We start from the raw sequence: 26,782 nt of genomic DNA on the forward strand, positions 1-26,782 counted from the left end.
GCGACTACTTCAACGCCGTGGGCAGCGAACTGCGCACCCTGGGCATGACCACGCTGGAGGGCGTCATCACCGTCCCCCACCACGAGGACCTGCGGAACTGGCGCCGACCGCTTCACCTGCGCCCTCACCTTCCCGAGTGCGGCGGCCCCGTCAACGCCTTCCGCCCCGACGGATTCCTCACCGACGGCCTGGACGACCTGCTGACCACCGTGACCCACACCCTCCACAACCATCCTCGACCACGCTGACCAGCACGCCTTCAATCTCGACATCCACCAGTCACAGGCAATCGGTGATGGCCGCTACCAGAACAGCCATCTCGTAGCGGACTGCCAGCCCGTCGAACCGCGCGGCAACGGCCCGGTGCCTTTCGAGCCGATTGATGCCGCACCCGACCGCGTGCCGCCTCGCCGTCCTCAGGATCGAAACCTCGTCGGACGGTTGCCATACGAGCTGCGTTACCTGAGGTTACGAGCCCTAGCGATCCTGGTGAGCACGCACGACGGTTGAGTCGACATTGAGGTTCCAGGTGATCAGATTCCTCGCGTCGGAGTGGGCCCTGGTCGCGTTTGTACGTGAACTGGCTAGCCCATCCTGCACGACAAGCTCGAAGGCGCTGCGCCTGATCGCTTCCCCACGGAGCATCGTCAATCGGTGGGGCCCCACAACTACTGCACGCGTACCAACCACCGAGGGGAATCCTGCATGTCCACGCTCACCGCACGCCCCAGCCTCACCAAGACGCGCCCCGCGTACGACTGCCACACCGGCGCCATGCTCCGCGAGGCGCTCGAAGCGCTCGGGATCGTGCATCACGTGGACCGGCCGTGGCGCGGGCTGCCAACGGAGTACCTGGTGTGCGTCGTGCCGGGGCGTGCGCAGGTGCGGATCCACTGTAGGGCCGACCCGTCCGCCCGCACCTCGGAGAGCCGCCGGTTCGCCGATCACTACGACCTGCCCACGGTCGCACTGTGGGCCGTGACCGCCACGGTCTCCGACGACGAGTCAACCCGGTTCGTGTTCAACGGGTTTGGCGACGGGCACAAGCCCGCGGCAAGCGCGGGCATACAGGCCGGGAAGTGTGCTGCTGCCGTGGCCGACCACTTCGGGCTGACGGTGCCGGAACCTGAGCACACCTGCCTGCACTGCGCGCGCGTTGTCGAGTGGATCGAGGCAGACGGGCAGGGCGCTTGGCACGACTCGTCCAACGGGATCGGGTGCGTGGACGGCGAGAGCCTGCACGCCCCGGAGCCGCTGTGCGGCTGGTGCGAGGACTACGGGCTGATCGAGATCTTCGATGACTCCACCGACGCCCTGAAGGGGCACACCACGTGCGACAACGCACAGTGTGTCGCCCGGCGCATCATGCGCAGCGATCAGGCCGAGCGCGAGCGCCAGGCCGCGCGGGCCCAAGCCGCCGCGCACGAGTGCACCGGCCCCCTGTGCTGCCCCCCGTTCTAGCCCACATGGCGCCCCCGCCCCTGCGACGAGTGCGGGCAGGCCGGCCGGGGGCACGGAGCACATACCCGACCACGGCAGCAAGCCCGAGAGGAAACCCAGCATGACCACGCAGGCCCGCAGCATCGTCCGGGACACCGTCGAGCCCGAATACACCCGGTACACGCCGACCAACGGCGAGAAGCCCAATGGCGCCGACTTCGGCGTGGACGGCTGGCTGTTCGCGCTGCCCGGCGAGACGCTCGCCGGGGTCCGGTTCCCGCGGGCCATGTACGCCGTCTTTCAGGTGAGCGAGCACGGCGCGCTGATCTGGAGGGTGCGGGAGGCGGAGGGCGAGCGCAAGCAGGTCGGATCCGACAGCACGAAGCGTAAAGGCGCGCTCGCGCTCGCGGTGAAGGCGGTCGCTCAACAGCGGGAAAAAGCCACCGCGCCGGCAACTCGTGACCAGGGCACGCATGCGAGCGGTACCGCGTGGCGCCTGGCCCCCGAGGACGGCGAGGGTTCCCAGGTGTCGGCCACCATGACCGAGCTGCTGGAGCGGATGCGTGCGGCCCGACTCGCCGCCCTGCCGAGCGTCGCGGAAATCCGGATGGCCTACCCGCTCGCCGGCGGGGGCGCCACGCTGCGTCTCATGACCGCCGAGGACGGCACGACCGAACGCCACATGATCCCCCTCACGGAGCGGGGCCCGGCGGGTCGGGAGAACGACCCCGCCGGTATCTACCTGGACGCCATCACCGACGGCGCGAACACGGAAGGGCTGAAGACCGCCGCCGGATGGCACCTGATGCGGCGCGGCTTCGACTACGCGCCCGGCGCGGCCTGGGCGCTCTACACCGGCAGCGCGAGCAGCGAGGCGCAGTGGAAGGAGTGGGCGCCGATGCTGCCCGAGGGACACCGGTGGCCGCACACGGTACGCGTCGCTATCACGGCGACAGCCGAACACCTCGCCTACATCGACCGGGCGTACGGTCCCGCACCGGAACTGCCGGACCTTCCGGCCGGTGTGAGCGCGCGCCCGTCCGGCCCGCGTTCCTGGCAGATCTGCTACGCCAACCGCCGGTTCTGGCAGCTCTCCTGCTGGCCCCGGATGGGCGGCGACGTGTGGACCCTGTACGCCGACCCGGCCCGTACCAAGTCTCTCGCCAGGGCCGCGAGCCCAGGGGAACTCCTCGCCACCATCCCAGTCCGTGACGTCGAGGCACAGGCCCGCGCGGCACACGCAAGGCCCACGAGACGGGATCCGACACGATGATGATCCTCAGCAAGAGCGAGGAGCACACGGAGGCCGAGGCCGCCGCAGAGGCCACGTACCGCTGCAGCCTTCCGCCGAACCGGTTTCTGCCCTGCGGCTGCTGCCCGGACCAGGTCTGCGAGGACTGTGAGCACTGCGCCCACACGTGCGAGTGCGGCACTGGCGGAACCCCCGCCCAGGCCGCCGGGACCGCCGGTCAGCTGTGCCCCAACGGCCAGCCTCGCCCGGAGTGCTCCGAGAGCGACCCATGCGAGCCCTGCTGGCAGGACCAGCAGGACGAGGGGGACGCGATCGAGGCCAGCAGGGGCCTTCGCTGAACCACGCCCCCACAGCCCCGCCCCCGGTGCAGGCCGACCCGAACGGCCGGCCGCCCGCCGGTTCCTAGAACTCCGCAGAGCCCTCGCCGGTTGAGTCTGCCGCTCGCGGTGCTGGTCACGGCCGTGCCCGGGCACGGCCTGCCGCGCGAGTCTGCCGTGCTGGTCGGCGCCGGAGTTGTCGGCCCGGTCGCCGCGATGCTCGTGGTGCTCCCGGTCGTCCGCCCTCGCCTGGCCCACGCGGCGCGCGGCAGCTTCCTCTACTGGGTCAAGTGCACCCCCGAGGTTCTGCCGGAGGACCTGCACAACCCCGGCGACCACACCGCGCGGGCCGCGCACGTCATCCACCTCTAGCCGGGGCCTGCGGCTCGCCGGGGACGTCACCGCTGCTTCGCTCGTCGCTCTCGCTGCCGCCCTGCTCGCCGCCCTCATCTGAAGGAGACCGCCGTGCTCGTCGGCGCACGCATCGAACTCACCGCCAGGATCGACGCCCTGGGCTTCACCGCCCACCCGGGCCAACAGGGAGTCGTTCAGGAGATCCACACCGGCGGCCACTACACCGTCCGCATGGACAACGGCCGCACCCAGTTCCCCCGCCGCACCGAGATGACCTCGCCCGGCAGCCGCGACTCCCAGCTTCTGGGCCGGGCCCGCGCCGCGCTCGCGCAGCTCAGCGAAGGCCCGACCGCCCCTGGTCGCCCCGACGGGAGCGACTCCAACGGCTGGTCCACCGGCACCCCCGAGGTGGACCGCACCACCCTGGCGTGGGCCGCCGCCTTCACCCTTCTCGCCGACCACCAGCCCGACGCCCAGCTGATCGCCTACGTTGCTGGCGCCGACGCGGTGCTGCGCGAGGAGGTCGTGCGCGGCATCGCCACCCTGCAGAGCGATCTCGCCGGCGGTGCCCCGGTCGACCACCGGTTCACACGCTGCGCGTACTGCGGCAGCCACGGAGGCGACCCCACATTCCCCACTTGCGAAGAGCGCGGCTGCCCACCCGACTACGAGTTCGTCGGGCACGACCACGGGTGCCCGGTCTGCGGCGGCGCGACGTGGGAGCCCGACTGGTACGGCGAGCAGCAGATCCGCTACTGCGACGGACTGCTCGCCGACGCGCTGCCGCCCGCCCCACCAGGCGGCCTCGCCCGGCTCCTGCGCCGTGCCTGACCGCTACCGAAAACACCCTGACCAACACCTGTCAGGCCCGTTACTGATCTTTTCGGGTTGCGTTCGGGGTGGAAGGTATCTGGTCTCTGTTACGGCGCGGACCGATGGCAAACACCGCATTCACCGACCCCGACCACCTCACCCGCACCCTCCGCTGCGGACTCGCCCACATCCAACGCCATCCCGAACTCATCGACGGCTGCCTCGCCGAGACCGGACTGACCCTCACCGCAGACCACCCGAAGCCGATCCGAAAAGATCAGTAGACCCGCAACGTGTTGATTCCCTGCGGACCCTTAGCCGTGCCACAACCTACCTATTGGCTTCTGCCTATCGATATCGACTGCAGACTGCCGTGGAGCTTCTCCAGCGCGTCCCGCACATGCTGGCGCAACAGCTCGCGTTCCCCGACGAACGCCGCGTAGCTCCGTGCGTTGTACGGATCTGGGATGACGCCGTCGAGGAAGACGACGAACGTGGAGACCGCGCCCTGCGCGGTGTCGATCGCGATCGTAGTCCTCGCTTCGAACTCCCTGGCAGCGGCGCCCACCTGCGAGTTCCCCGAGAGGAGTAGTGCGTCTCGAAGCACCGTGCGGAACCCACGGATCTTCTTGTGCCACTCAGTAGCGGTTATCCGGTCGGGTGGTTCGATCTCTTGGGCCAGTTCAATCCAAGTGAGCACGAGTGACTCGGCTTCCCTGAGTCTCTTGGCCACTGCACCCTCAGACGGCCCCCCACCTGATGATGGCGTGCGCGCCGGGGCTGCGGCCAAGGCAGTGTCGTGTTCAGTGCGGGGGGCGAGGCAGCTGCCGCAACTCGCTCCGTAGACGTGTCAGTAGGGGTTCGAGTTGGTCCAGCAGTGTGGGCACCCGCCGCGTGTGCACGGTCCGCTCTGCAGGCGTTCCCCCGGGGGCGTCCACCGCACGCAGCGTCTCCAGGAGTTCACGAGTAGGGGGCGTCGCCGCTCTCGCGGCAACCACGGCTTCGGTCCCCAGGTCCGACCGGGTGGAGTCTTCCTCCGCCAGCCGGACCACATGACCCAGGAGGTGGCGCACGGCCAGCCGGAGGGCCACTTGATCTTGCTCCGTGGTAGCGAATTCGCCCAGGGCAGTTCCTATCGCGCTCAGGAGTTGTTCCTGGAACTCGGCAGGGTCGTCCGGAGCCCGTACGGGAGGCCGCAGCTGGGTGATCGAGGCCAGTGAGCTGTCGGGTTCTGCCTGCTCTGCCTGGTCGAGCTCGCGGATCAACGATTTGAGCTGCGGATGGAACGCTGCGACCGTCCTGTCCTGCAGCACGGTCATAAGGGTCAGCCGGAGCACTTTGGCGCGCGCAGCACGGTCCATGACATCGGACCACAGCTCTTTAATGCTGCCGGCGTTGTCCCAACCGATCTCCTTGACCGGCAGACCGATCACGCTCTGGAGGAGCAGACGGGCACCAGCCACAGTCGGATAGGCGTCCGTGAGGACTTCACGCAGCTCCTGCATCCGCGTATCGGACCAGCTGGGTGTCGGTTGGTCGAGCGGGGCTACATCGTCCGGATTCCTCACCTTCCTTCCTCCGCAATTCCGGTAGGGCCGGTTGGCTCCCAGGAGGGAAGGCAAGGATCGGTGGGCTTCTCGCCGGTGGTGACCAGCACCCGCCCGCCGTCGCGCTGCCCTCGATCTGTCCCGCGATGCATCCTCGTCTCACACCACTCCGGCTGCGGCCAGGCCGTCTGCCACACGTTGGATCCGGACGCCCTGGTTTCGGAATTCCCGCGCATCACCGACCCCCTCCTCCACCCAGCGGTGATGCAGGGCAACGAGGCGCCACTGCTCGTCGAACACGGGAGACCCAGATGATCCTGCCTCGGTGTCGGTCCAGTACTGGACGACATCGTCATTGACGTGGCGCACGGTGTTGTGATGCACACCGATCTTCTTCACCCCTCCCCTGGGGTGCTGAATGATGTAGACACGGTCACCCACCGCAACGGGGGCTGCGTCCGAGAGTCCGATCGCCGGGGCTTCGTCTGGCATCGCTTCGGCAACCTTGATGATCGCCCAGTCGTATTGCCTGTCGCCCCTTATCGTGTCCGGTACGCAGGCCACCACCGTGTGGGCGAGGTCCCGACCGGAGTGGTCCCTCTCATAGCCGAACCACGCCTCAACGCTCGAAGCGGGCAAGCCGGCCGCAGCGTCGTCGAAGAGCACATGATGGTTCGTCAGCAGTGTGTCGGCGTCGATACGGAACGCCGTGCCGTGGTACTGCCGCCCCGTCGGCATGGTGACCAGGAGCCGGGCAACGGCGGGCGCGAGTTCCACTCCACGGCGCAGAAAGGCGACGTCGAGGAGGGAGTACGTCTTGAAGATCTGCCGTTCCTTCGCGTCCGGCGCGGTGAAGTGCTTCCACGTATCCGGGGCGGGAGCGCGAGGTGCTTCGAGAACCGGTGCCGCCTGGACCAGTTCCTGCAGCCGCAGCCCGACGGCCGTATCAGCACTCGACTCGATGTGGCCGAGCAGTGCATGCAGCCTGTCCTGGTTTCGGGCCTTCTCGAGCAGCTCGTGCCAGACCAGGGACATCGGTCGTCCCCAGCCGATGTCGGCGAGTCTGATGCCGGCCTGCTGCGCGATGGGGATGACCGGTTCTTCACGGTAGTAGGTGTCCGCGAGGAAGTCCCTCAACTCGCGTGCCGCGGGTTGGCTCCAGTCGAACGGAAGGGAGTCCAGGTAGTGCGGCACGTCGGCCCTCCACTCATGGCACGGGGCAGGACACCGGACGCCAGGTCCCAGCTGATCCGCCGGCCGGCACGCCATGCCGACCCCTCCCCTTACGGCCGTTGGATTTTACTCCCGGCCATGGCCGCCAGGCAGCTCCTTGGTGAGTTCCGCCCGCGGTCTGACAATCCCTCACGTTTCGTGACCGCTCCCGTGGCGTCAGTACGGAGCCTCCACAGGACGTGGTGCTTCCGGTCAGAGTCTCGTGGGTTGGTGACACGTGGCCGTCCGGCCGGACGAAATCCGCGTCGAGCATGCTGCTCGGCGCCCAGGGCCTGCCGCTGCTCAGGGATTGTCACCGTCGCCAGCAATCTGCTCGACGCCACTCGTCTGTTCAGCTCCTTCGTCCGTGCCGTGCGACTGGTCGGCCGCTCGGTCGGCTTGTATGGGAAGACCTGCTCGCGCGACGCGGTCGATGACGATCTTTCGGTAGGTGTCGGCCAGCCGTACCAGGGGGTGCTGCATGACCTCGTCCGCAGGTGAACCGCTCGCTTCGCCGGTCTTCGGAGCGTTGAACTGCTCAATGAGCGTTGCCAGCTCGCCGAGAACTTCGATGTACTGCGGTGCGACGGCGGCTCGGCGCAGGATCACGGTCTCGGCATCCGTGAGGTGTTCCCCCGAGGCATTGAGCCAGTCCTCCTCGTTGCCGTCGGGAGCGCTCGCTGCGGCCTGCTCACTGAGCGCGGCGAGGATCACCTGGTGCACGGCGCTCAGGCGTGCGGGGAGTGTTCGGCTGGGCCAGGTGCTCTCCGTCAGCTCGGGGATGTCGGCGAGGGCGTTGGCCAGCGCGGCGGCCCTTGGCGGTGGCCAGCCCTCGGGCCAGGTGGAACGGGCCTGCCACAGTTGCAGGATGGCGGTCCTGGCTTCCTCCGCCCGTGCGGGAGCGCTGACGTCGCCGGCGCGGGCGGCGTCGTCGGCGGCCTGCATAAGTCGGGCGGTGTGGTGGCTGAGCCAGCGGATGAGCGTGTTGTTGGTGCGTTCTTCGTCGAGCTCCGCGAGGATCCGCTCCCCGAGCTCGGCGAGCGGATCAGCGGACTGCTGCCCGGCCGTCTGCGTGGATGAGGTAGAGCCAGCTTCGGCGGTCGTCGTGGCGGGCGGCTGTCCTGTTGCGGCGTCGTCCAATTTGGACCTCCACGATGAGGCTGTATCCGGTGGTCGAGAGGTACTTCAGGAGCGCGTCGCGGGTCACGTGGACGCGTGATCCGTTGGTTGTCCTGCCTGCGCGGCTGTCGTCGGGGTCACCGTCCGACCACTGCGTCCACTGGGCGAGGACGGCCTGGTCGGCTGCGAGGAGCCGGATGCCGTCCTGGTCCGGGTGTGTGTGGGTCTGCCGCCGGAAAGCGTGTCCGGGCATAGGGCCTTCGGCGCGCAGCCCCTGCGCGTAGGGGTCGTGCTCGTCGAGGTTCTCGGGTCGCAAGGCGGGGTCGCGCAGCCAGCCGCGCAGCTCGAAGAGCCCGTGGTCGACCTCGTGCGCGGTTTCGTCCTCGTCGGGGAGTCTCCAGTCCCGGGGATCCGTGGCTGCGGCCAGGGCTCGTTGGAGGTCCTCTGCCCGGTCGGGGCGCACGAGTGCCGAGGCGACGTAGACGTCTTCGTAGCCGCCTGCCCAGGTGATGTTCATGAAGGCGGCGACGAGTACGGACGGGGGCAGGTCGTCGTGCATCAGGCCGAAGATTTCGTTACTGTCCGTCAGTTGGGGGGCGGCCCAGGCGCTGTCGTCCGGGCCGGAACCGAGGAACAGGTAGGGCTGTGCGGGCGCGGGCTCGCTGAGGTCGGCCAGCCATGGCCCGTCGGGCAGCACGTGCCGGGCCAGCCACTCGTTCCAGGGGTTCTCGTTCTCGGTCCATGTCTCGATCAGCAGGGGATGGTGCTCGTCGACGAGTTCGCCGGCCGCGGCCAGCATGGAGTGGTACTCCAGGTAGAGCCGCAGACTCTCCTCCGGTGGGATGGAGCCGTGGCGGTGTCCCATGCGGGCCGAGACCCGTTCACTGCGGAGTTCACGCGTGTCGGTCCACCAGTCCTTCTCGCTCAGACCCCACTTGTCCAGGATCCAGGTCTCGGCCTTGCGCGCGATCTCGTCGACGGAGAGGTTGAAGACCATTGCGAGCGGCCGGAACCAGTAGGGGATGGTGTCGAGCGCATCGAAGCGGTAGAGGTCGCCGGCATCGCTGAGGCCGCCACTGTGCTCGTTCTTGAGGGTCCGGTCGATGCTGCAGCGATCGGGGCGGTTCGCGGCCTCGAGCTGGTCACGGGAAGGGTCGTCCGGAGCCGCCAGGGCAAGGGCGGTACGTCGCGCAAGTTCACGGATCTGCGCATGCGGCAGGTCGGTGCTGGTGGCGTGCCGGACGAAGATGGCGAGGTGCTCTCGCATCAGCGCAGGCTTGTCGCAGGCGACCCGGTGCAGGGCGGTGAGGAGACCCGTGACAGCCGAGAGCCGATAGAAGTGCAGAGCCGGTGCCCGGTAGGGGGCGGCATCGGCGCGGTCGAGGCAGGCGACCAGCGCCGCGGCCAGCGGCCGTGCCGTGGCGTGGTCCTGGTGGCTGAGCAGTTCCCGTGCCGCGTGTGCGGCCCGCCACCGGATCTCACGCCGGGGGTGGCCGAAGGCGCTCCACAGCAGTGCGGGCAGCGGACTCTCGTCCCTCTCGTCCGGCTTGGGATGTGCCGGGGTGGTGTCAGCGTATGGGGATAGAAGGCCGGTGAGGGCGTCGGCTGCGGCAGCGGGTTCGCACAGGTGACCGAGTACGACAGCGACGGTCTGCCAGCCGAAGACGGTCAGGCGCGTCTGCGCACGCGGTAGTGCGCGCAGGATCGCGCTGCGGATCGTGGCGTCGTCGCCGAGGCTGCGCAACTGCCGTGCCAGGTGTGGGGGATCATAGGTCCAGACCAGGTCAGGCAGATGCTCTGCGAGGAGGGCGGTCACAGTGGTCTTGGCCCACGTTTCGACGCCCGGCCATTGACGCCACTGCTCGACGAGGCCGGCCAGGGTCTCGATCACGGTCGGCGCGTTGGTGGAGGCCAGTGAAGCGGCTGCGTTGAGGGCAGGCAGCCGCTCGGTCATCGGCGCGGCTTCGACGACACGGGTGAGGTGCTGCACCAGCGCGTGACCGTACGGCGCAGCTGTTCCCATGGCTTCGATATCTGGGGCGAGCGTGCGCCAACTGGCCTCGGACACCGACGCCGACGCTGTGGGCGCCCCCTCGCTGGGGGTGTCCTCGGTGTCCCCGATCCAGGTGGCCGAGCAGCCCTCTGATTCATCAGCTCGGCCCTGCGGAGTCAGCGCGATGACCGGTTCGAGCATCGGCTGAACGGCCGCCGCCTGGTCGAGGGTGCGTGCCGCGTCGACGAGCTGCGAAGCGAGCCGGGGTTGCGATCGAACGGGGACTCGGAGCCGCAGCCACGTGGCGGCGCGGAGTAGAGCTGTCCGCGCGGCCGCCCGGCTGCTGGCCGACGCTCCGGAGGCGAGGTGCCGTGCCACGGTGATCTGGAAGTCGAGGCGCCGCAAATCGTTGTCGATCAGGTGGTCGAGGGCGAGTGCTTGCCCGCCAGGTAGCGCTCCTGTGGTGACGGCCCCTTCGAGTGCGGCCGGCAAGGCCCGTGCGAGTGCGATGCGGTCCTCGTCGTCCCAGCGGCTCGCCGTGGCCAGACCGAGGCTGCAGTCGAGGCTGGCCGTGGCCTTCAGCACCTCCTCGTACGGGATGACGCTGGCGTCGGTGACGTGCGGGGTGACGGCTTCCACGGCCGCGACCAGACGCGAGGCGGTGACGGCGCGGTCCGGCGCGGACAGGTCGGCGCGCTGCGCCAGGTCGGCGTAGACGCTGAGCAGCCGGGCCGACTCGTCGTTGATGCCGGCGGCCGCGTCGACGGCCTGATCGAACAGGTTTCGGCCCAGCTCGGAGTGGAGGGTGCCCGCGATGTCGGCGCTCCGGGCCAGGAGCTCCAGGCGGTCTGCAGCGTCGTATCCGTCGTCGCGGGCGGCCTGGGCCGCCTTGAGGCACAGGCCGGCTGCCGTGTTCGGATGTGCTCCGCGCTCGGTCAGCACGTCCGCCAGGTCCAGCCACAGGGTGGGCGCCCCGTCGCGCAGCAGCCCGGGGGCCGCGTCTGCCAAGTGATCGATGATGCCCGCGGGGGCACCCGTCTCGATGGCGGCACAGGCCACCATTGTCGCCCACGCGCGGAACTCTCGGTCGTAGGTGAACCAGCGGTACGTGGTGAGTTCGGTGCGCGCTTGCAGGCCAGCCGTGCAGAACGCCTCCACGTCACCGGCGTTGGCCTGGCCAAGGACGGCCCGAACGTGGAGAAGGCCAGCGGTGATCAGAGGGTCGACCCGCTTCACCCAGCCTTCACGTTCACTGGTGTGAGGGTCGTAGCTGCGGCCGGTGCCCTGAGCGGGTGGTCGCAGGGAGGCGGGGAGCAGTTGTTCGGCGTCCGTCTGGGTGTCGCTCAGGGCGGCCGACGCGGCGTGGCTGTAGAGGGTGATCGTTGCCGGGCTCGACGGTGAGGTGAACGCCCGCTGGGATGTGGGCAGTTCACCTGCCCAGTGCTCGGCCAGGGCCAGTGCGGACTGACGGTCGCAAAAGCGCAGGGCCACGTCGAGGAGCTTCCGGTGCCACGGCGGGTGAGGCTCGGTGGCCGGCACACGGGTGAGGGCGGCCGTGACCTTGTCCACCCATGCCGCGGGAGGCGGGGACGCCGCGCTGCCGAGATGGGCCAGCACCGGCGCCTGGGCGTGCGCAGGCACGCGGTGCTGGGTCAGGGCGTCGTATGCCTCCTGGGCGTCCAGTTCCCCGGCGAGCCGGACCGCGAGACGTTCCGTCACCTCTGTGACGAAGGAGGCCGGCCGCCACCGCCGCAGCAGGCGGATCGCGGCCTGCATGCCATCGAGCCGGTAGCGTGCCTCCGCGGCGGCCGCTACATCGTCGGCGCCGACCTCCCAGGAGCTTCCTTCCTCCTCATGGGAAGCCATCCAGCGCCGCACCCACGCACCGGCCATGTCCAGGGCGTTCCTCGCCTCGGCCTGCCGCTGCGGGTCACGTGACAGCACGCCCGCGAGCCGCATCCACACCGGGCCCAGCCACTGGGTATCGCCGTGCCGGGGGGCGTAGGCCTGGAGCAGGTCCACGTCGGCGTACTGGGCCACCAGATCCATGTGGGAGTCGACCAGTTCCGACAGGCTCTTGGAGCGCGATGCGGTGTCGCATCCCCGCGCGGCGAGCCGGACCGCGTCCGACGCCGATCCGGTCTCGGCAACCGCCAGCGCGGCCAGGCGCAACCGTTCCATCTGGACCTGTTCGCGGCGAAATCCATCGGCGATCCCGGCCGGGGAGTCCTCGGCCAGGACCAGGCCGACCAGTTCCGTCAGCCGCTTCGCTAGGTAGAGATGGGTGGCGACATGCGCCGCGGCGTCCGCGCTGGTCGCGCGCTGCTCGAGGAACAGGTCGGACAGGCGGCCGTGCGCCTCGACGACCACCTCGTCGTCCACGCGGCCGCGGACGAACGTCTCGAAGTCCTCGTCCCGGAACTGGATCCGCTCCCCGACAAGCCTGATGCCGGGAGCCAGTCCCTTCGCGAACGCGGTCACCTTCTCGGTGGGCACATCGAGCGCGGATGCCAGGGTGGCCATGCTGACCGGGCGGGCCAGGGCCAGCAGGAACGCCAGCCACCTCTCTCCGCCCGCGTCCGCGCCGCCGGCCTGGAGCCCCGACGCGAGCAGCAGCTCGAACATCTGCTGAGGGGTCCGCTCGCTCTTCTTCAGCAGGGTCGCCATATTCCATGCTTCGGTGCGGTCCTGCTCCAGGGTGTAGTTCTGGGCTCTGGGATTGCCGCCGCTGCGACCGTGGAAGTCCAGGCACTCCTCGTCGGAGGCGGCGGGCCGGTAGCGGCGCAGATGCGCAGCCGAGGTCTCAGCCCTGAACGGCGGCAGCGGCACCTGCGCGGCGCGGTCGGCATCGAGTGAAGGGACGCGGTGGGATCGCGCGGACAGCACCACGGACACACGTCCAGGCAGCGGCAGCCGGACCAGGTCCATTAGGAAGCTCCGCTCGTCGCGCTCCCTAGCCGCGACCGCGCTGTTGTCCGCCGCGTCCACCGCCAGGACCAGCACCGCGCCGTCGGGAAGAGTCGTGACGGCCTGCTCGAGTGTGCGGCTCAGCCGACGCCACAGGTCCCCTTCGTCGGCCAGGGTCCGCACCAGCAGAGGGGTACCGCAACGCTGCGCCACCTCGTTCACGACCTGGGTGACGAACCGCCTGGGGGTGTGCCTTTCCTCCCCCGCGCTGAGGTACTCGCCCGCCCCGTAGCAGTCGAACAGCACTACCTGCGAGCCGTCCGGAAGGTGGTCCCCGATCTGCCGCATCGCCGTGGTCTTCCCGACGCCCGCGTCACCGTGCGCGACGGTCAGCCTGCCGATGTTGGCCGTGACCGCTGCGGCGATGGCCTCGGCGCCCACCGTCGGCAGCGGGTTCTGGAGCGGCTCCAGGCGTGACGGCGCCGGATAAAGGTCGAGCAGATCGGCGACACCCAGCGTCGCCAGCACATCCTGGGCGGTGACGCCACCCCGGCTCGAACCCGGCAACGCCTGCTGACGGACCAGGTCGAAGAGCCGGTTCGCCGAGTCCGGGCCGTGCCCGGGCGTCAGCACGCTCGCTCCCGACTTCACCGCCCGCGCGAGCGCGGTCCGGTCCATCGTCCCGGTCGTCGACAGATCCAGAAGCTGCAGGAAGCGGCAGAACTCAGCGCTCTTCAAACGCTGCCCGATGGTGTCGGCCAGCGTGGCGATCACCGCGGCCTGGTCGGACGGAAGAGCGGCCTTCAAAGCCACCCTGGTCGGGGCGGTCTCCCCGGCTGTCCACTGCGCTGCTGCTCGCACGCTCTCCAGCAGCAGGGGATCTCCGGGGCAGTTGCTCACCAGCGCGATCCGGGCCTTGCCCAGTGCCTGGTCACCGTGGTCGTCCCGAAGACGCGTGTACGCGGCCGCGAGATCAGCGATCACCGACCGTTCCGAGTCCGCCTTCCCCTCAGCCTTCTTGGCCCGCTTCTGGCACAGGCGGGCAGCCGTCCACGCAGTCTCCGCGTGCCGGGTGCTGTATTTCAACTGCGACAGCACAATCCGGTCCGCGCTCGCTACGTCACGCCCCCCGAAGTACTCAGCGACATCGACCGTCTCGTACTGCTCGTCCGGGTCGTCGACAACAGCAAGGCCCTCGACCGTGACAAGTTTAAGCTCCGCACCAGGGGAAACGAGCTCAAGAGCCCGCCCAGCCGTCCACCAGAAGTGGAAATCATCCCCGGCGTTAGACTCGGTCGCGCCCACCAGCACTCCTCCCGCACCACCGACGACACGCCACAACCTACTCCGGTCAGACCGCAGCCCGGACACAACAAGCGCAGCCGAAGCTGACACTGATCGGCCATAGCCAGGAGCGCACGGCGGACGCTGGGCACGACAGCGGCGAGAAGAGTTGGGGGCCGCTCACCACCACCGCGACCTGGGAGAGTGCCTGCGTCACTGCTGGATCTCGAAGGCACACGCAGGACGGCTGCGCTCCCAGGACCCAGGTGCGTTGCTGGGACTGCCGGAGAGGCAGTGGCTGGACGCGAAGGCAGACCGTACGAGCCGTAGAACCCTCGTGCTGTGGAGGAGTTAGCGAAGGACCTATGCCTGGTCGACCCGTCCGGCGGCGGCCGGGACACCGCGGGCATCATAGGTGTCTTCCTCGGTGCCGAAACCCGGGTGTGGATCACCCACGACCAGCCCGCGGCGATGTCGTCGGCGGAGTAGTCCAGTACTGCCTGCCTGTTGGCGTGCGCAACGAACGCGGCCGTGATCTACGTCGAGTGGAAATACGGCCCCGACATGTGCCTGTCGGCGATCGGCACAGCGTGGCAGGCCTTGCAGAACGAGCTGACCATCCCCGAGGGCAAGCTGCTGCCGGGCATCGACGCGGTCAGCGCCCGGCAGGGCAAGTTGTTCAGGGCGGAGCCGATCACATAGCAGATGGTTGAGTACCGGGTGCAGTTGCGCGGGAGGTTCGTCGGCCTGGAGAACGAGTGGGCCACCTGGCAGCCGACCGACCCGGACTCGCAGGGCCGGATCGACGCCGCGTGCGTCCTCGTGTCCCTCCCCGTTGCCGGACCGCCCCGCAGCCCGGACAGTACGGGCGCGGTCCGGCTGCGAGCAGGCCAGCGTCCGCGTACGGCAGGAAAATCGACAAACGACACCCAGCCCGCCGCCGCGGCCACAACCACCCGTCTCGGCATGTGACGGGCATGTGGGAAGCCCACCACCTCGCGATGACAGGCCTTGAGTGACGAGTGGGCGCCCTGGGGCAGCTGGCCCCGCTGGAGGGGCCCCGTTGTCGTTAGCCGTGCGCCAAGATGACCAGTCATGGCCACCCATGAAGAGGAACGCCCTGACGCGGCGGACGACAACCTCGAAATCGAGCCTTGGCATGAGTCGGATCTGCTCCGGGAGCTGGCTGCCCTGCGGTCGATCTCCAACACGCAGCGCCGCGGCTACAAGCTCGAAGCACTGCTGGAGCGGATGTTTCGACGGGCTCACTACCAGGCCGTGCACAACCCGAGGATGGCGCGCCCCCGGCAGACCGACTTCGCGGTCATCTCCCACAGCCACCGCTATCTCGTCGAAGCGAAGTGGGAGAGCCGACGCTCCGGAAGCAAGGCCATCGGTGAGGTCCGCACTCGACTCCGCCATCTTGACAGCACTGTTGTGGGCTTGCTGTTCACCATGTCCGGGATCACCGGGGAAGCGGACGGGGAGATCGTCAGAGACCGCAGGGATGGACTGGTCCTCGTCTTCGACGAGGTTGACATCCTCAGGGCTTTGAGGGACCCCCAGGAGTTGGACCGTCTTCTTCGCCTGAAACACGATGAACTCGTTGTCCACGGGCGTGTCCATCGCGGCGAAAAGGAACGTGAGGCCGAGAAGGCCGCCCGCAGTTCGCGCACGACGGCAGGGAAGCTGCCTGCGAGCCGCTACAGGCTGCTCAACGGCAGCGGGGACACGGTGCCATGGTTCTACGGAGCAGGAGGGTTCAGCTCCGGAGTCTTCTGCCTCGACCTGCCCGATGTCGACTGGGTGCCGGCTGCGGGAAGCGGCGTGTGCCTGGATATTCCGGTCGCCGCATGGGGACAGCCTGACCTCCTCCGCCTCCTGGACGCGCTGAACGAACTGGGGTGGATGGGTGAGCGGAGTCAGTGGAGCATCCAGCAGCATGGCCGGAACTGGCATGGCTGTGGCGCCGATGCCTTTGCCGAAGCCCTCAAGAACTGAGAAGAACGAACCAGTGAGCTTGAAGATCCCCACCACAGCGAGGAGTTCGTCTACTTCGAAGTCTGTGACGGCGGTTTCTACACCGTGTCAGGCAGCATCTCCGCAGAAGAAACACGCCACGTCATGCGCTGCAAAGTCTCCTTCCAGCTCATCGGAATGCCGCTGGACCCCGGCTCGCTGCAGCAGCTCTACCGGCAGTTCGACGTCCCCAGCCGCGGCTACTTCCGTCCGCTGGTCGAACGGTCACTCACCCGACAGCGATTCGACGGCCGCATCCCGCTGCAAGTACTGGGATACATCATCGAGCCCGCCGATCAACGCTGGGACGACGAAGACTGGGTCATCGGCCTCCTGGCCGTGAATCCCTTCTACGGCACTGACCTCCAGCCGCCCGACGATCTGGCAAGCGACCTGGACCGCACTGGCGTGATCGTATGCAACCTGCGCTCGCACCATCCCCTCAGCAAGCCGCAGGAGCGCTACGAACTGTGGTTGTACGAGCGGGCCAGGACTTCAGACGCCCACGCGCTGTGCATTGTCGCCGAGTGGTGGGAGTCCGAGGACAGCGACGAACAGCGACCGGCGGTGGGGCGGGCCGCAGCTGGCTACTTCACCGACCAGGTTCGGGAAGTCTCGGTTCACAATCCTTTGATGGCATAGGCGGCATGGTCCGGACGCGTCAGGCGCGGCCTTGAACAGAGTGGGGACGGTCGGCCGGGACCGTCATCCGGTCCAGCCCAGCCCATCTCATACACCTCGAGGCCGTCTCGGTACGCCGTGTATGCCACCTAGGCGCGCAGCCCCTGCTGCACCGCAACGTCCCAGCTGCCGGGTGCCGGCCACGACGCCCTGCAAGGCCTGGAAAGGCATGACGAGGTCATTCCTGACCCCGGAGGCGCCAGGTCAGTATGCCGCCCCGAGCAAGGCGAAGAGGACGGCTTACGCCGTGCTGCTGCATGGACCGGCTGCGCGTCCAGGCGGCGCCGACGGGAGTCAGTGGCTGTTGCTGCGCGACCGCACCGGCAAGCGCCGGTAGCCGACGCACCAGCAGCAGCCACACTTCAGAAACGCGTCAGCCGCCCAGGACGCCGTCGAGGCAGTCCTGCACCGGCCCGTACAGGCCGCGCGGAACCAGCATGCGGAACAATCGTCCTGCAAGGCCCAGACGACCTCTCCAGCCGAAGGATGCCCGGCTGTCCGTTCATCGTCATAGCAGCGTTCTGCACCGGTTCGTGCTTCTCCCTGCGGATGCTTCTCGGAAGTTGAGCCTGAACCTCCCTTCTGACGGAGTATCAAACTGGTGGGGGGACCGGGCGACCCAGCCCTCCTACCCGTTTGATACGCCGGCGTCTCGCCATGGGCATCCCCGGGTTCCGGGGGTGTCCCTGACGAGACGTTTTGCAGCCACCGGCCGGACGCGACAATGACACTGATCGCCGAAGCTCCGAGCAAGCCACCGATGGGACCCGCCCATGCACCGGTCGGGAGATCGTCCGCCTCTACGGACTGCGGCCCTGGATCGAGCAGAGCTACAAGCAGATCAAGGACGAACTCGGCTGGGCCGACTTCCAAGTCCGCTCCGACCGCGCCATCCGCCGCCACCAGACCCTCGTCTACTGCGCCTTCTCCTTCTGCTGGGACCAGTGGTTCGCCCCACCCGGACCCCTGGATGCCACCGCGCCGGACCCGTGCCCCGACGAGGGGGCAGAGAGGGGGACCCACCCAGTCCCACCAGCCCCAACCGCCTTGCTGGCCCAAGGCCTTACGCGCTATCCGTTCCTGGCTCACCCCTGCCCTTACCCTCACCCGATGGTGGCAAGCCTGGACGGATAAGGACCCACCCTCCGAACTCCAGTCCCTGATCGACGCGGTCACCACCGGACACGGCATTGACCTCTACAGCCGAAGCTAACGAACTACCGGTAGTCGCCGGAGGGTGTCATCCGGTAAGGGTCGAGTGCGGCCGCGCGCTCGTGATACGGGACCAGGCGCGAGACCATCGCCCACATGTCACGCTCGGCGGCGAGCGTGGCGGGAAGGGCGAGGCCGAGGCAGTCGGCCAGGGGTTTGCGGCCGGAGTTGACCAGGGCGCGGACGGCGGCCGCCCATTCGTCGGTGGCGGCGACTGCCGAGCGGTACCAGAGGGGGACGAGGCCGAACAGCACGGCGATCGTGCTGAGCAGCAGCGGGGTGTCGGGCCGGGCGGTGGTCAGGGTCAGGGCAGCCAGGATGCCTGCGGCTACGTGTCCGAAGAGCAGGGCTACGAAGAAGTCGACGCTGGTGCGGGCGAGGTCGACCTGACGGCGGACCTGATCGGGCACGCAGCCGGTCAGCTCGTTCCACAGGAGCTGTGTGTCGAGGCGGTACCTGTCCCAGCCGTATTCCTCGAAGCGGCGGATCGCGTTGCCCAGCCGGGTGGGTGCCATCTGGTCGTCGTCGATGGGGTAGCGGGCCAGGCGCTCCTGGATGAGGGCGCGTTGGACGGCGGTGCGGCGGCGGTCCCGGGTGACCGTGCGCCTGAGGCGACGCTGGGCCAGGAGCTGGGCGAGCTGCTCGCTCGCCTCCGGTGGCAGGTCGCCTTCGTCGCACTGGCGACGTTCCAGACGCAGCACCGTCAGCCGGTCGGCGAGGTGGGCCTTGATCCGCCGGTTCCGCCGGCAGCCCGCCAGGCGGTCGACCCCGACCGTCCACTCGCTCCCGCACTGCGGGCACTTCGCCCTCACGCCGGCCGTCACCGCCCCGGTCCGCGCCCTCGTCCGCCGCGTCCGACGCCAGCTCCTCGACCGGCAGGCGGACGAACAGAACACCGCGGTCGCCTTCGACACCGGAATCAACGCCACCCCGCACCCCCGGCACAGCCTCGGCCCGCCCGATGCCGGCTCGACGGCGACCAGCCGCAGCCGGGGCGCCTTGTCACCACCCATGTGGTCACCGTACGGAACAGACACTCTCGCCGGCCATCAAGACGAGCTCAGGCTGCTTTCCGCAGACCAGCCAGCCCGCGGGCATCAGCCGACAGTCATCCGCATTCTTGCCGCGCTCAAAGGCGCTTCTCGGCTGACCGATCGGCTCGCGCACAGCTCCCCTCGTAACCTCTGGGGTTTATGGTTCGGCTGATCAAGACCGGCCTGACGCGGAGCAGCGCTAGCAGGTCCGGCCGACTACGTGGGGAAGAGGTCCGCACTGTGAGCACGAAACGCTTGGTTGCGTATGCCGACTTGCGTGAGCCGACTCCGATCCTCAGACGGGTGCCGCCGCGCACCTCACCTGTATGGCTGCGACCGGTCGGTTACCTTTCGGTGACTGTCATCTGGTTCGTCGTTTTCCTCTTCGCCGTCGGGACAGTCTTCTTTGCCCTCCCGATCGCGCTCAGCAATATGTCCGGACACGGAGGAGTGAGGCACTCGGCCACATTCCAGCGTTCCGACTGGGTCGCGACCGTAGCCGTGATCATGTTGTTCGCAGCACCCACTCTTGGCGTCGTCTCTTACATGCTGCTGTGTTCCTCGGCCGGCTTCACTCTCAACTCGTTGATACTATTCACGCGGAGCTTTAGATTCCGCTATCGCGACGAGATGCTTTCCTTCGGCGCGCGCACGGGTGGAGTCGGAAATGTCGGCGGCTCCGAGGGATCTTTCAATGGTGACACCATTTCACTCACGCCGTTCCGCATGACACGCTGGTCAAAGATCGGCACAATTCTGGTATGCAACGGAACATGCCTCAACATCAACCAGTTCACGCTAGGCGCCATGTGGGGACCAGGCTTCTTGTTCACAAGTGCTTGGTTCTTCTGGCCGGTGTCCGGGGTTGCCGAGGTTCTCTGCGCGGTGACATCAATCGTCTTCGGCGCATGCTTCTTGTGGGTTGCATGGCAGCGTCGACACAAGTTTTCTGACGTTATGCCCGGCGGTTTCCGGAAGACACCCTATGAGCACTCCTGGCCGAACACTCCACCAGCCTCACGCACCCGAAGCCGATAGCGGCGAGCATGAACAGAAAGACATCTACACCCGGATAAAATTCCTCTAGCGGCTACGCCCGGATAGTCACTTCGCGGCGTCCGGCGGCGCGGACGGTGCAAATTCTGATCCCTTTCCAGTTGGCGGGGTAGTGGCCACTTTTCTAGCCTCAGTAGTTCATGATTCCTCCGGTGTGTGCAGCCGTCGACGGCTCCCCCTACACACCACACGCGAGGCACGCTCCCATAATCATGGAAGGTCACCAGCGGGCAGCGTTCCTCGGAGAACTGGCGGCAGTTGATTACGCGGGCCCACCAGCACCGAGGCCATGGTCGTCGACACATCAGCGCAGCCTGGCCTCGTTCAGCGAGGCCAGGCTGTCGCGCGTTGGTACTACTGGACTTGTCATGCAAGGACCCGACACAGGCACTAAGCTTGTCCTACCTTCCAAGCGTGGGTCTGAGCTGGTCCTTCGTAAGATCGGCGGGCCCGGGGGTTTCGGGTATGGCTGTGAGCTTGTCGCCGTTGGATGGCTCAAAGAACTTGGCCGCCCGGAGCCCCGCGACGACTCGACCGCTAATTGGGATACGCGACTTGATCGCTGTGTAGGACAACGTCGGCGAGGTCGTCTGCGGGATTGCTGTGTGACGACAAGCTGGCGGAGGTGACCGTGCCCCAGATCTGGGCCGGAGTGGACATCGGCAAGGAACACCACCACTGCGTGGTGGTCGACGAGCGGGGCGAACGCCTCCTTTCGCGTCGAGTCTTCAACGACGAGACGGCCCTGCTTGAGCTGATCGCGGACGTCCTCGCGCTCTCCGGGGACACATTGTGGGCGGTGGATATCAACCACGGCGGTGCCGCCCTGCTCATCGGCCTCCTGCTCAGCCACGAGCAGCCGATGGTCTACATCACCGGCCTCGCCGTGCACCAGGCTTCGGCCGCCTACCGAGGTCAGGGCAAGACGGACGAGAAGGACACGTTCGTCATCGCCGACCAGGCACGCATGCGCAAGGACCTCGGTCTCTTGCGACCCGGCGACGAGATAGCCATCGACCTGCGGACCCTGACCGCCCGCCGCCTCGACCTGGTCAACGACCGGACCCGCCAGACCAACCGCCTGCGGGCTCAACTGCTCGATCGAGTTCTTCCCCGCGTTGGAGCGTGCGCTGAACCTGAGCAAGAAGGGCCAGGTCGTCCTCCTGACCGGCTACCAGGTGCCGGCCGCCATCCGTCGCAGCGGAGCCACGCGGATCCGGACCTGGCTGAGGAACCGCAAGGTGAAGAACGCGGCCACGCTCGCCGAAACAGCCGTCGAGGCGGCCAGGGCCCAGCACACCGCCTTGCCCGGAGAGACCCTCGCGGCCGCCATGGTCGCCCGCATCGCCAACGGTGTGCTGGCCCTCAGTGAGGAGATCGCCGAGCTCGACGCGCTCATAGAGGCTCGGTTCAACGAGCACCGACACGCCACGGTGATCCGGAGCCTGCCCGGCATGGGCACTCTCCTCGGCGCCGAGTTCATCGCCGCAACCGGCGGTGACCTGGAAGCGTTCGGTACGGCCGACCGCCTCGCGTCGTTCGCCGGCCTCTCACCCGTGCCACGCGACTCAGGACGCGTCAGCGGGAACATGCACCGCCCGCGCCGCTACCACCGCGGCCTGCTCCGCGCCTTCTACCTCTCCGCCATGGCCAGCCTCAGAACCTGCACCGCCTCCCAGTCTTACTACGGCCGCAAGCGCAACGAGGGGAAGGGCCACAAGCAGGCCGTGCTCGCTCTGGCCCGGCGACGAGCCAACGTCTTGTGGGCCATGCTCCGCGACGGAGAGTATTACTCTGCCTCACCAACCGTCACAACGGCGGCTTGACATCGTCATTGGGAAGTTCCTTAACCTCCGTCCGGCCCTGGCAGGGTGGTTGGCGGGCCTGAGCATGAGCGGCCGAATCGGGATGCGTTGTTCGGCAGGGCAGTTGCATACTCACCGCATGGCCAGGTTCTCTGCTCGGTTCCGGGACCCGCGCAGCACCGAGTACGACTTCATCAGCTTGATCATGGTGCGGTGCCCCGGTTGTGAGAAGGCCGCCCGTGTCGTTCCGGCGCCCGAAGACTCCGGTTCCGGGGGGCGGATTCTGTTCAGGCCGCGGCGCCTGGTCTGTCATGGCTGCGGACTGTCACGGGTGTGGAGCGGCCGCCTTGTCACGCTCTCTGCCGGCACAGCTCAACCAGCGACGGATCCGTACTTCGGTATGCCGCTGTGGCTCCAGGTCGAGACCCGGCACGGGTGGTTGTGGGCCTACAACCTCGAACATCTCGAATTGATCTGTCGGTTCGTCCAGGCGTCGCTGCGGGAACGAGCTCCCTGGTACGACACCGGACAGAAGATGACCTTGGTGGCCCGTCTTCCGACATGGATCAAGAGGGCGAAGAACCGAGACGAGATCCTGCGTGCGGTCAGCCGGATCCACGCCTCACTGCTTGCCGCCTGACCTGCTGACCAGCGTCCGAACGGTACTCGAACTTGATCTCTGGTTCCGCTGTTCAGCGGACGTGCGGGCGGCCTCCGCACCATCATGTGCTCCGACCAAAGAGGCACTTGACCAGTACGAAGGCCGTGAGGTGAGTCTGCTGCCTGATTCTGTTCCGGCGGAGGCGTTCGCGAACGCCTCACGCTTTCGGGACGATTTATTCGACTGTCTGACCACGCGCGGCGACGAACTGTTCGACCTCGTCGACGCGTTGCTGTGCGCGGACGGGCCGGTGGCCTCGCCGGTGGATCTGACGTTGGTGGCCGAGCACCGGCGTGGGCACGGCGCGATGTACGAGGCCCTGAACCGCGGGAGTGTGGACGTGCCCCGACTGCGGCAGGTGCTGGCCGGTCTGCCGATGCCGCGGGCTGCCGATGGGCGCCTGGTCCTGGCGGTCGACGTCAGCCACTGGCTCCGCCCCGATGCGCCGACCAGTGCGGACCGCCTGTTCTGCCACGTCTACGGCCGCAGCGGACGTTCCTCGGACCAGTTCGTCCCCGGCTGGCCGTACTCCTTCGTCGCCGCCCTCGAATCGGGCCGGACGTCCTGGTGCCAGCTCCTGGACGCCGTCCGTCTCGGCCCCGAGGACGACGTCGCCGAGGCCACCTCCGCCCAGCTCCGCCGTGTGGTCACGGACTTGATCGAGATGGGCCGCTGGCACGTCGGCGACCGCGACATCCTCATCGTCTTCGACGCCGGCTACGACGCCCCGCGCATGGCCCACCTCCTCGACGGCCTCCCGGTCGAAGTGCTCGGCCGGATGCGCTCCGACCGTGTCATGCGACGGCCGACTCCCACGCTCAAGGAGTACGCCCTGGCCTATCCCCAGGGCGGGCGACCGCCGAAGCACGGCAAGGAGTTCCGCTTCGCCAAGCCGGACACCTGGGGCGAGCCGGACGCGGCAACGACGCAGGTCACTGACCGGTACGGCACCGCCCGCGCGATGGCCTGGGACCGCATCCACCCCCGCCTGACCACCCGCTCCGCATGGATCGACCACACCGGCGCACTCCCCATCATCGAAGGCACGCTGCTCCGCCTCCAGGTCGACCGCCTGCCCGGCGGAGGCGACCCGCTCCCGCTCTGGCTCTGGTCCTCCGCCACCGGCCTGAACACCGAGGACGTCGACGCGCGCTGGCAGGCGTTCCTGAGGAGGTTCGACATCGAGCACCTCTTCAGGCTGATGAAACAGACCCTCGGCTGGACCCGCCCGAAGCTGCGAACCCCCGAGGCCGGCGAACGCTGGACCTGGCTGATCATCGCCGCACACACCCAGATCCGCCTTCTGCGCGAGGCAGCCGCCGACCTGCGGCGGCCGTGGGAGAAGCCCGCCGAGCCCGGCCGGCTCACCCCCGCCCGAGTCCGCCGAGGGTTCAGAAACCTCCGCCCACATCTCACTTGCCCGGCCCGTGCACCGAAACCCTCAACACCCGGACCAGGCAGGCCACTTGGTTCGAAGAACCGGCGGCCCGCCACCCGCTACGACGTCGGGAAGACGACCAGACGGCCCGAAAGCATCATCGAACGAGACAACCTCAGAGGATAGAAGACGTGCTCAGGGCCCACGCTGGTCCAGGACGCGATCTCGGTATGCACGCCAAGCATCGAAAGCCGACTGGGCGCGGTCCGCGGTGAGGAAGTCTCCCGACCCAGTGTCGAAGGCCCGTGCTTTCAACGCATCGGCGACCGCGAGGGCAGCGTGAGCTGCTGCTTCGCTGTCGCCATGGATGAAGAGACTGACTCCGGCGACCGGGGCGTCATCAGCCTCGTTGACCGGGGTGCTGATGGAGAAGCCGGGACCCTCGTAGTCGCCCCAACCATTCTGCGCATACTCGATGCCCGGCAACACATCTGCAAGGACACCGCGAACGTCGCGGCCCGCGCCCAGGCTCGGTGGCTCCCAGTCTTCGGGTATCTCGTCTATCACCTCGGCCTCGGGCGGAAACCGCATGATGAATACATCCCAGCTCACCCGCACAATCTACGCGCCAGCACTGACACTCAGCCCGGCCCTGAACCGGCCGCCTGGTTAAAAGACAAGGTAAGTACCTGTTCCATATCTCCGCCCGGTCGTGATGTTCCGGCGAACGGCTCGTTGGGCCATCATGGGAATGGTGATGGCCGTGTTCTCGTATAGCTGCCGCCGCCTGCTATGTAGCGCTGAGTAGTTACGCGGACCCGCGGTCGCGCTGCTGGAGGTCGACGAAGTCGGCGTGCGCTTGCTCGGCGGCCTTGGGGTACGCCTGTTGCTTCTCGTGCTCGGCGAGTGCTCGGTAGATGTTTGCGACGCTGGAGAGGCTTGTCCCTTGCGCTTGCCGGTGGGGATGATCAGGGCGGGTTGAATCTGCCCGACCGACTCGCCGTTTGTACGGCGCCGCAGCACGGGAGCGACAGCAGATGGTGCGAGTCCTTGTGATCATGACTTCTCATGGGCAGCTCGGCTCGTCTGGGTTGTCTACGGGGGTGGGACTTCAGACGTTCGCGGCTCCCTACTACGTGCTCACCGAGGCTGGTGTGGAGGTTGTGGTGGCCTCGGTGCGAGGTGGGGAGCCGCCCATCGATCCGCTGAGCTTCGGAGAGGGCGTCGAGACTGTCGCCCTGCAGCGGCTCACCGGGGATGCTGTGGCGATGGGGCTGTTCCGTGACTCTCGTCCTCTGTCGGCGGTGTCGGCTGAGGATTATGACGGTCTCTTCGTCGCGGGAGGCCATGGTGGCATGTGGGATCTTGCCGACAACGCGAGGGTCGCGACGTTCGTTGCTGCCGCACTGGATGCGGGCAAGCCGGTGGTAGCGGTGTGCCATGGGGTTGCCGCGCTCTGCGGGCTGCATCCAGCGACAGGCCGGCCGCTGGTGGAGGGCCGGAAGGTGACTGCTTTGACGACGCGCGAGGAGATTGAGCTCGGGCGGGCTGCGGTTGTGCCGTTCCTTCTGGAGGAGCGTCTCGTCGGGCTGGGTGCGGTCTTCGAGGAGGCACCGGCTTTCACGTCGCACGTTGTGGCAGACGGTCCGCTGATCACCGGGCAGAACATGCGGTCGGCGGACCAGGCTTCGCGATCGCTTCTGGCCGCGATTAAGGGGTGAACCGGCTGTCCTGGACGGGGAGTTCGTGGGACCGTGATGGTGGGACGGTCCGTGTGGCGTTGACGACCGTGAACGTCAGGGAGGGTCAGTCCCGGTGGGCGTCGCGGGAGGCGGACTGTCCGTTCCTGCGGGAGGACCGGCGGGTGATGCGCCTGGTCATGAGTGTGATCGCGGCCCAGGTGATCAAGGATTCCGAGTGCTGGATCAGCCGCTCGTAGTCCCTGGCGTGACGGCGGGCGTGCATGATCCACGCGAGCGAGCGCTCTACGACCCAACGCCGGGGCAGGATCACGAACCCGGTGGCGTCCTTCGGCCGCGAGACGGTCTTGAGGGTGAGATCCAAGTGGGTCTTCGCCCAGGTCACGAGCTTGCCCGCGTAGCCGGAATCAGCCCAGACGATGGTGATCTCGGGGTGCATGAGCCGCAGCCGGAACAGGACTTCCTTCGCGGCGTCGCGGTCGGTCACGTCGGCCGGGGTGACCATGACGAACAGCGGGAGACCCTTGGTGTCGACGACAAGGTGGCGCTTACGGCCGTTGATCTTCTTCGCGCCGTCGTAGCCGCGCGAGTCACGGCCGACGGTCTCCGCGGCCTTCACGGACTGGGAGTCGATGACGGTGGCGACCGCGCCAGGCGCGCGTCCCATCTCGCGGCGGACGTGTTTGCGGAGCTGGTCGCGGATCTGTCCGACGACGCCGGCCGCCGCCCAGCGGGCCATGAAGTTGTAGCAGGTCCGCCAGGGCGGGAAGTCCTTCGGCAGCGCCCTCCACTTGCACCCGGTGTCCACGACGTAGCGGATCGCGTCCACGACCTCGCGGCGGGGGTGCTTCTCCGGACGTCCCCCGCGCCGGGTCTCGCAGGCAGGGGCGGGGAGGAGGGGTTCGATGAGCGCCCACTCGTCGTCGAAGGTGTCGGAGGGGTAGCAGCGCCTGCGCGTCACGGCGAACTCCTCTTCTCCGGAAGGGGGTTGGGGGACG

21 protein-coding genes and 3 pseudogenes are annotated in these 26,782 nt (G+C 68.0%); 16 read left to right on the forward strand and 8 right to left on the reverse strand.

What is annotated here, in order from left to right; genetic code table 11:
• The 6 genes and pseudogenes from ACIQPR_RS44860 to ACIQPR_RS44885 form a co-directional block, all read left to right on the forward strand.
• On the forward strand, positions 1–248 hold a 248-nt coding region (locus tag ACIQPR_RS44860; protein ID WP_403662062.1), incomplete at its 5' end, for a hypothetical protein.
• 457 nt (positions 249–705) lie between these two features.
• The gene (locus tag ACIQPR_RS44865) at positions 706–1,461 is read left to right on the forward strand and encodes a hypothetical protein (protein ID WP_403662066.1); all 756 of its coding nucleotides are present in this window, start codon (positions 706–708) and stop codon (positions 1,459–1,461) included.
• A gap of 100 nt (positions 1,462–1,561) precedes the next feature.
• A complete protein-coding gene (locus ACIQPR_RS44870; RefSeq protein ID WP_403662069.1) occupies positions 1,562–2,713 on the forward strand; it encodes a hypothetical protein in 1,152 nt (383 codons plus the stop codon).
• Between the two features lie 407 nt (positions 2,714–3,120).
• Positions 3,121–3,381 (forward strand): hypothetical protein, encoded by a 261-nt coding sequence (locus ACIQPR_RS44875; RefSeq protein ID WP_403662072.1) that lies wholly within the window; start codon positions 3,121–3,123, stop codon positions 3,379–3,381.
• Between the two features lie 93 nt (positions 3,382–3,474).
• The gene (locus tag ACIQPR_RS44880) at positions 3,475–4,194 is read left to right on the forward strand and encodes a hypothetical protein (RefSeq protein WP_403662075.1); all 720 of its coding nucleotides are present in this window, start codon (positions 3,475–3,477) and stop codon (positions 4,192–4,194) included.
• Positions 4,195–4,262: 68 nt separating this feature from the next.
• A pseudogene (locus tag ACIQPR_RS44885) lies at positions 4,263–4,460 on the forward strand (DDE endonuclease); the annotation flags it as partial.
• Positions 4,461–4,510: 50 nt separating this feature from the next.
• Here the strand turns inward: ACIQPR_RS44885 and ACIQPR_RS44890 are convergent.
• From ACIQPR_RS44890 to ACIQPR_RS44910, 5 genes are all read right to left on the reverse strand, one after another.
• Positions 4,511–4,909: a hypothetical protein gene (locus tag ACIQPR_RS44890; RefSeq protein ID WP_403662078.1), complete on the reverse strand. Its 399-nt coding sequence runs from the start codon at positions 4,907–4,909 to the stop codon at positions 4,511–4,513.
• 70 nt (positions 4,910–4,979) lie between these two features.
• Positions 4,980–5,744: an effector-associated domain EAD1-containing protein gene (locus ACIQPR_RS44895; protein WP_403662081.1), complete on the reverse strand. Its 765-nt coding sequence runs from the start codon at positions 5,742–5,744 to the stop codon at positions 4,980–4,982.
• Between the two features lie 138 nt (positions 5,745–5,882).
• Complete coding sequence (locus tag ACIQPR_RS44900) at positions 5,883–6,917, reverse strand: trypsin-like peptidase domain-containing protein (protein ID WP_403662084.1); 1,035 nt, start codon at positions 6,915–6,917, stop codon at positions 5,883–5,885.
• A 321-nt stretch (positions 6,918–7,238) separates the two neighbouring features.
• Positions 7,239–8,075, reverse strand: coding sequence for a hypothetical protein (locus ACIQPR_RS44905; protein WP_403662087.1), 837 nt, complete (start codon positions 8,073–8,075; stop codon positions 7,239–7,241).
• Positions 7,981–14,265, reverse strand: coding sequence for an AAA family ATPase (locus ACIQPR_RS44910; protein WP_403662089.1), 6,285 nt, complete (start codon positions 14,263–14,265; stop codon positions 7,981–7,983). Before ACIQPR_RS44910 ends, ACIQPR_RS44905 begins: the two co-directional genes overlap by 95 nt.
• A gap of 315 nt (positions 14,266–14,580) precedes the next feature.
• Here ACIQPR_RS44910 and ACIQPR_RS44915 point away from each other — a divergent pair, with 315 nt between their 5' ends.
• The 5 genes from ACIQPR_RS44915 to ACIQPR_RS44935 all read left to right on the forward strand — a co-directional run bounded on the left by ACIQPR_RS44915 (position 14,581) and on the right by ACIQPR_RS44935 (position 16,899).
• The gene (locus tag ACIQPR_RS44915) at positions 14,581–14,727 is read left to right on the forward strand and encodes a hypothetical protein (RefSeq protein WP_403662092.1); all 147 of its coding nucleotides are present in this window, start codon (positions 14,581–14,583) and stop codon (positions 14,725–14,727) included.
• 42 nt (positions 14,728–14,769) lie between these two features.
• Positions 14,770–14,940, forward strand: a complete 171-nt coding sequence (locus ACIQPR_RS44920; protein ID WP_403662095.1) for a hypothetical protein — start codon at positions 14,770–14,772, stop codon at positions 14,938–14,940.
• 3 nt (positions 14,941–14,943) lie between these two features.
• The gene (locus tag ACIQPR_RS44925; RefSeq protein ID WP_403662098.1) at positions 14,944–15,210 is read left to right on the forward strand and encodes a hypothetical protein; all 267 of its coding nucleotides are present in this window, start codon (positions 14,944–14,946) and stop codon (positions 15,208–15,210) included.
• A 123-nt stretch (positions 15,211–15,333) separates the two neighbouring features.
• Positions 15,334–16,239 (forward strand): restriction endonuclease, encoded by a 906-nt coding sequence (locus ACIQPR_RS44930; RefSeq protein ID WP_403662101.1) that lies wholly within the window; start codon positions 15,334–15,336, stop codon positions 16,237–16,239.
• An 84-nt stretch (positions 16,240–16,323) separates the two neighbouring features.
• Positions 16,324–16,899, forward strand: coding sequence for a hypothetical protein (locus ACIQPR_RS44935; protein ID WP_403662104.1), 576 nt, complete (start codon positions 16,324–16,326; stop codon positions 16,897–16,899).
• Positions 16,900–18,155: 1,256 nt separating this feature from the next.
• Here ACIQPR_RS44935 and ACIQPR_RS44940 read toward each other — a convergent pair.
• Positions 18,156–19,163 carry a hypothetical protein gene (locus ACIQPR_RS44940; protein WP_403662107.1) on the reverse strand — a complete coding sequence of 336 codons (1,008 nt, stop codon included), beginning with the start codon at positions 19,161–19,163 and terminating at the stop codon, positions 18,156–18,158.
• A gap of 261 nt (positions 19,164–19,424) precedes the next feature.
• Between ACIQPR_RS44940 and ACIQPR_RS44945 the strand changes: the two genes are divergently transcribed.
• The 4 genes and pseudogenes from ACIQPR_RS44945 to ACIQPR_RS44960 all read left to right on the forward strand — a co-directional run bounded on the left by ACIQPR_RS44945 (position 19,425) and on the right by ACIQPR_RS44960 (position 24,270).
• Positions 19,425–20,222: a hypothetical protein gene (locus ACIQPR_RS44945; protein ID WP_403662109.1), complete on the forward strand. Its 798-nt coding sequence runs from the start codon at positions 19,425–19,427 to the stop codon at positions 20,220–20,222.
• A gap of 649 nt (positions 20,223–20,871) precedes the next feature.
• Positions 20,872–22,066 (forward strand): annotated as a pseudogene (locus ACIQPR_RS44950) (IS110 family transposase).
• 118 nt (positions 22,067–22,184) lie between these two features.
• Positions 22,185–22,685 carry a hypothetical protein gene (locus tag ACIQPR_RS44955; protein ID WP_403662112.1) on the forward strand — a complete coding sequence of 167 codons (501 nt, stop codon included), beginning with the start codon at positions 22,185–22,187 and terminating at the stop codon, positions 22,683–22,685.
• Between the two features lie 130 nt (positions 22,686–22,815).
• On the forward strand, positions 22,816–24,270 hold the full coding sequence (locus ACIQPR_RS44960; RefSeq protein ID WP_403662115.1) for an NF041680 family putative transposase: 1,455 nt from the start codon (positions 22,816–22,818) through the stop codon (positions 24,268–24,270).
• Positions 24,271–24,279: 9 nt separating this feature from the next.
• On the opposite strand, the gene ACIQPR_RS44965 is transcribed toward ACIQPR_RS44960, so the two are convergent.
• On the reverse strand, positions 24,280–24,696 hold the full coding sequence (locus tag ACIQPR_RS44965) for a hypothetical protein (RefSeq protein WP_403662118.1): 417 nt from the start codon (positions 24,694–24,696) through the stop codon (positions 24,280–24,282).
• Between the two features lie 491 nt (positions 24,697–25,187).
• Here ACIQPR_RS44965 and ACIQPR_RS44970 point away from each other — a divergent pair, with 491 nt between their 5' ends.
• Positions 25,188–25,805, forward strand: coding sequence for a type 1 glutamine amidotransferase domain-containing protein (locus ACIQPR_RS44970; RefSeq protein WP_403662121.1), 618 nt, complete (start codon positions 25,188–25,190; stop codon positions 25,803–25,805).
• Positions 25,806–25,880: 75 nt separating this feature from the next.
• Here ACIQPR_RS44970 and ACIQPR_RS44975 read toward each other — a convergent pair.
• Positions 25,881–26,745: pseudogene (locus ACIQPR_RS44975) on the reverse strand (IS5 family transposase).
• Between the last annotated feature and the right edge of the window lie 37 nt (positions 26,746–26,782).

The sequence above is a fragment of the Streptomyces sp. NPDC091280 genome (assembly GCF_044768565.1).
GTDB lineage: Bacteria > Actinomycetota > Actinomycetes > Streptomycetales > Streptomycetaceae > Streptomyces.

Bases quoted from the DNA above. Each gene is read 5' to 3' on its own strand.
- ACIQPR_RS44930 (WP_403662101.1), top strand. From the start codon at position 15,334: ATGGCCACCCATGAAGAGGAACGCCCTGACGCGGCGGACGACAACCTC.
- ACIQPR_RS44940 (WP_403662107.1), bottom strand. From the start codon at position 19,163: ATGGGTGGTGACAAGGCGCCCCGGCTGCGGCTGGTCGCCGTCGAGCCG.
- ACIQPR_RS44865 (WP_403662066.1), top strand. From the start codon at position 706: ATGTCCACGCTCACCGCACGCCCCAGCCTCACCAAGACGCGCCCCGCG.
- ACIQPR_RS44870 (WP_403662069.1), top strand. From the start codon at position 1,562: ATGACCACGCAGGCCCGCAGCATCGTCCGGGACACCGTCGAGCCCGAA.
- ACIQPR_RS44925 (WP_403662098.1), top strand. From the start codon at position 14,944: ATGGTTGAGTACCGGGTGCAGTTGCGCGGGAGGTTCGTCGGCCTGGAG.
- ACIQPR_RS44955 (WP_403662112.1), top strand. From the start codon at position 22,185: ATGGCCAGGTTCTCTGCTCGGTTCCGGGACCCGCGCAGCACCGAGTAC.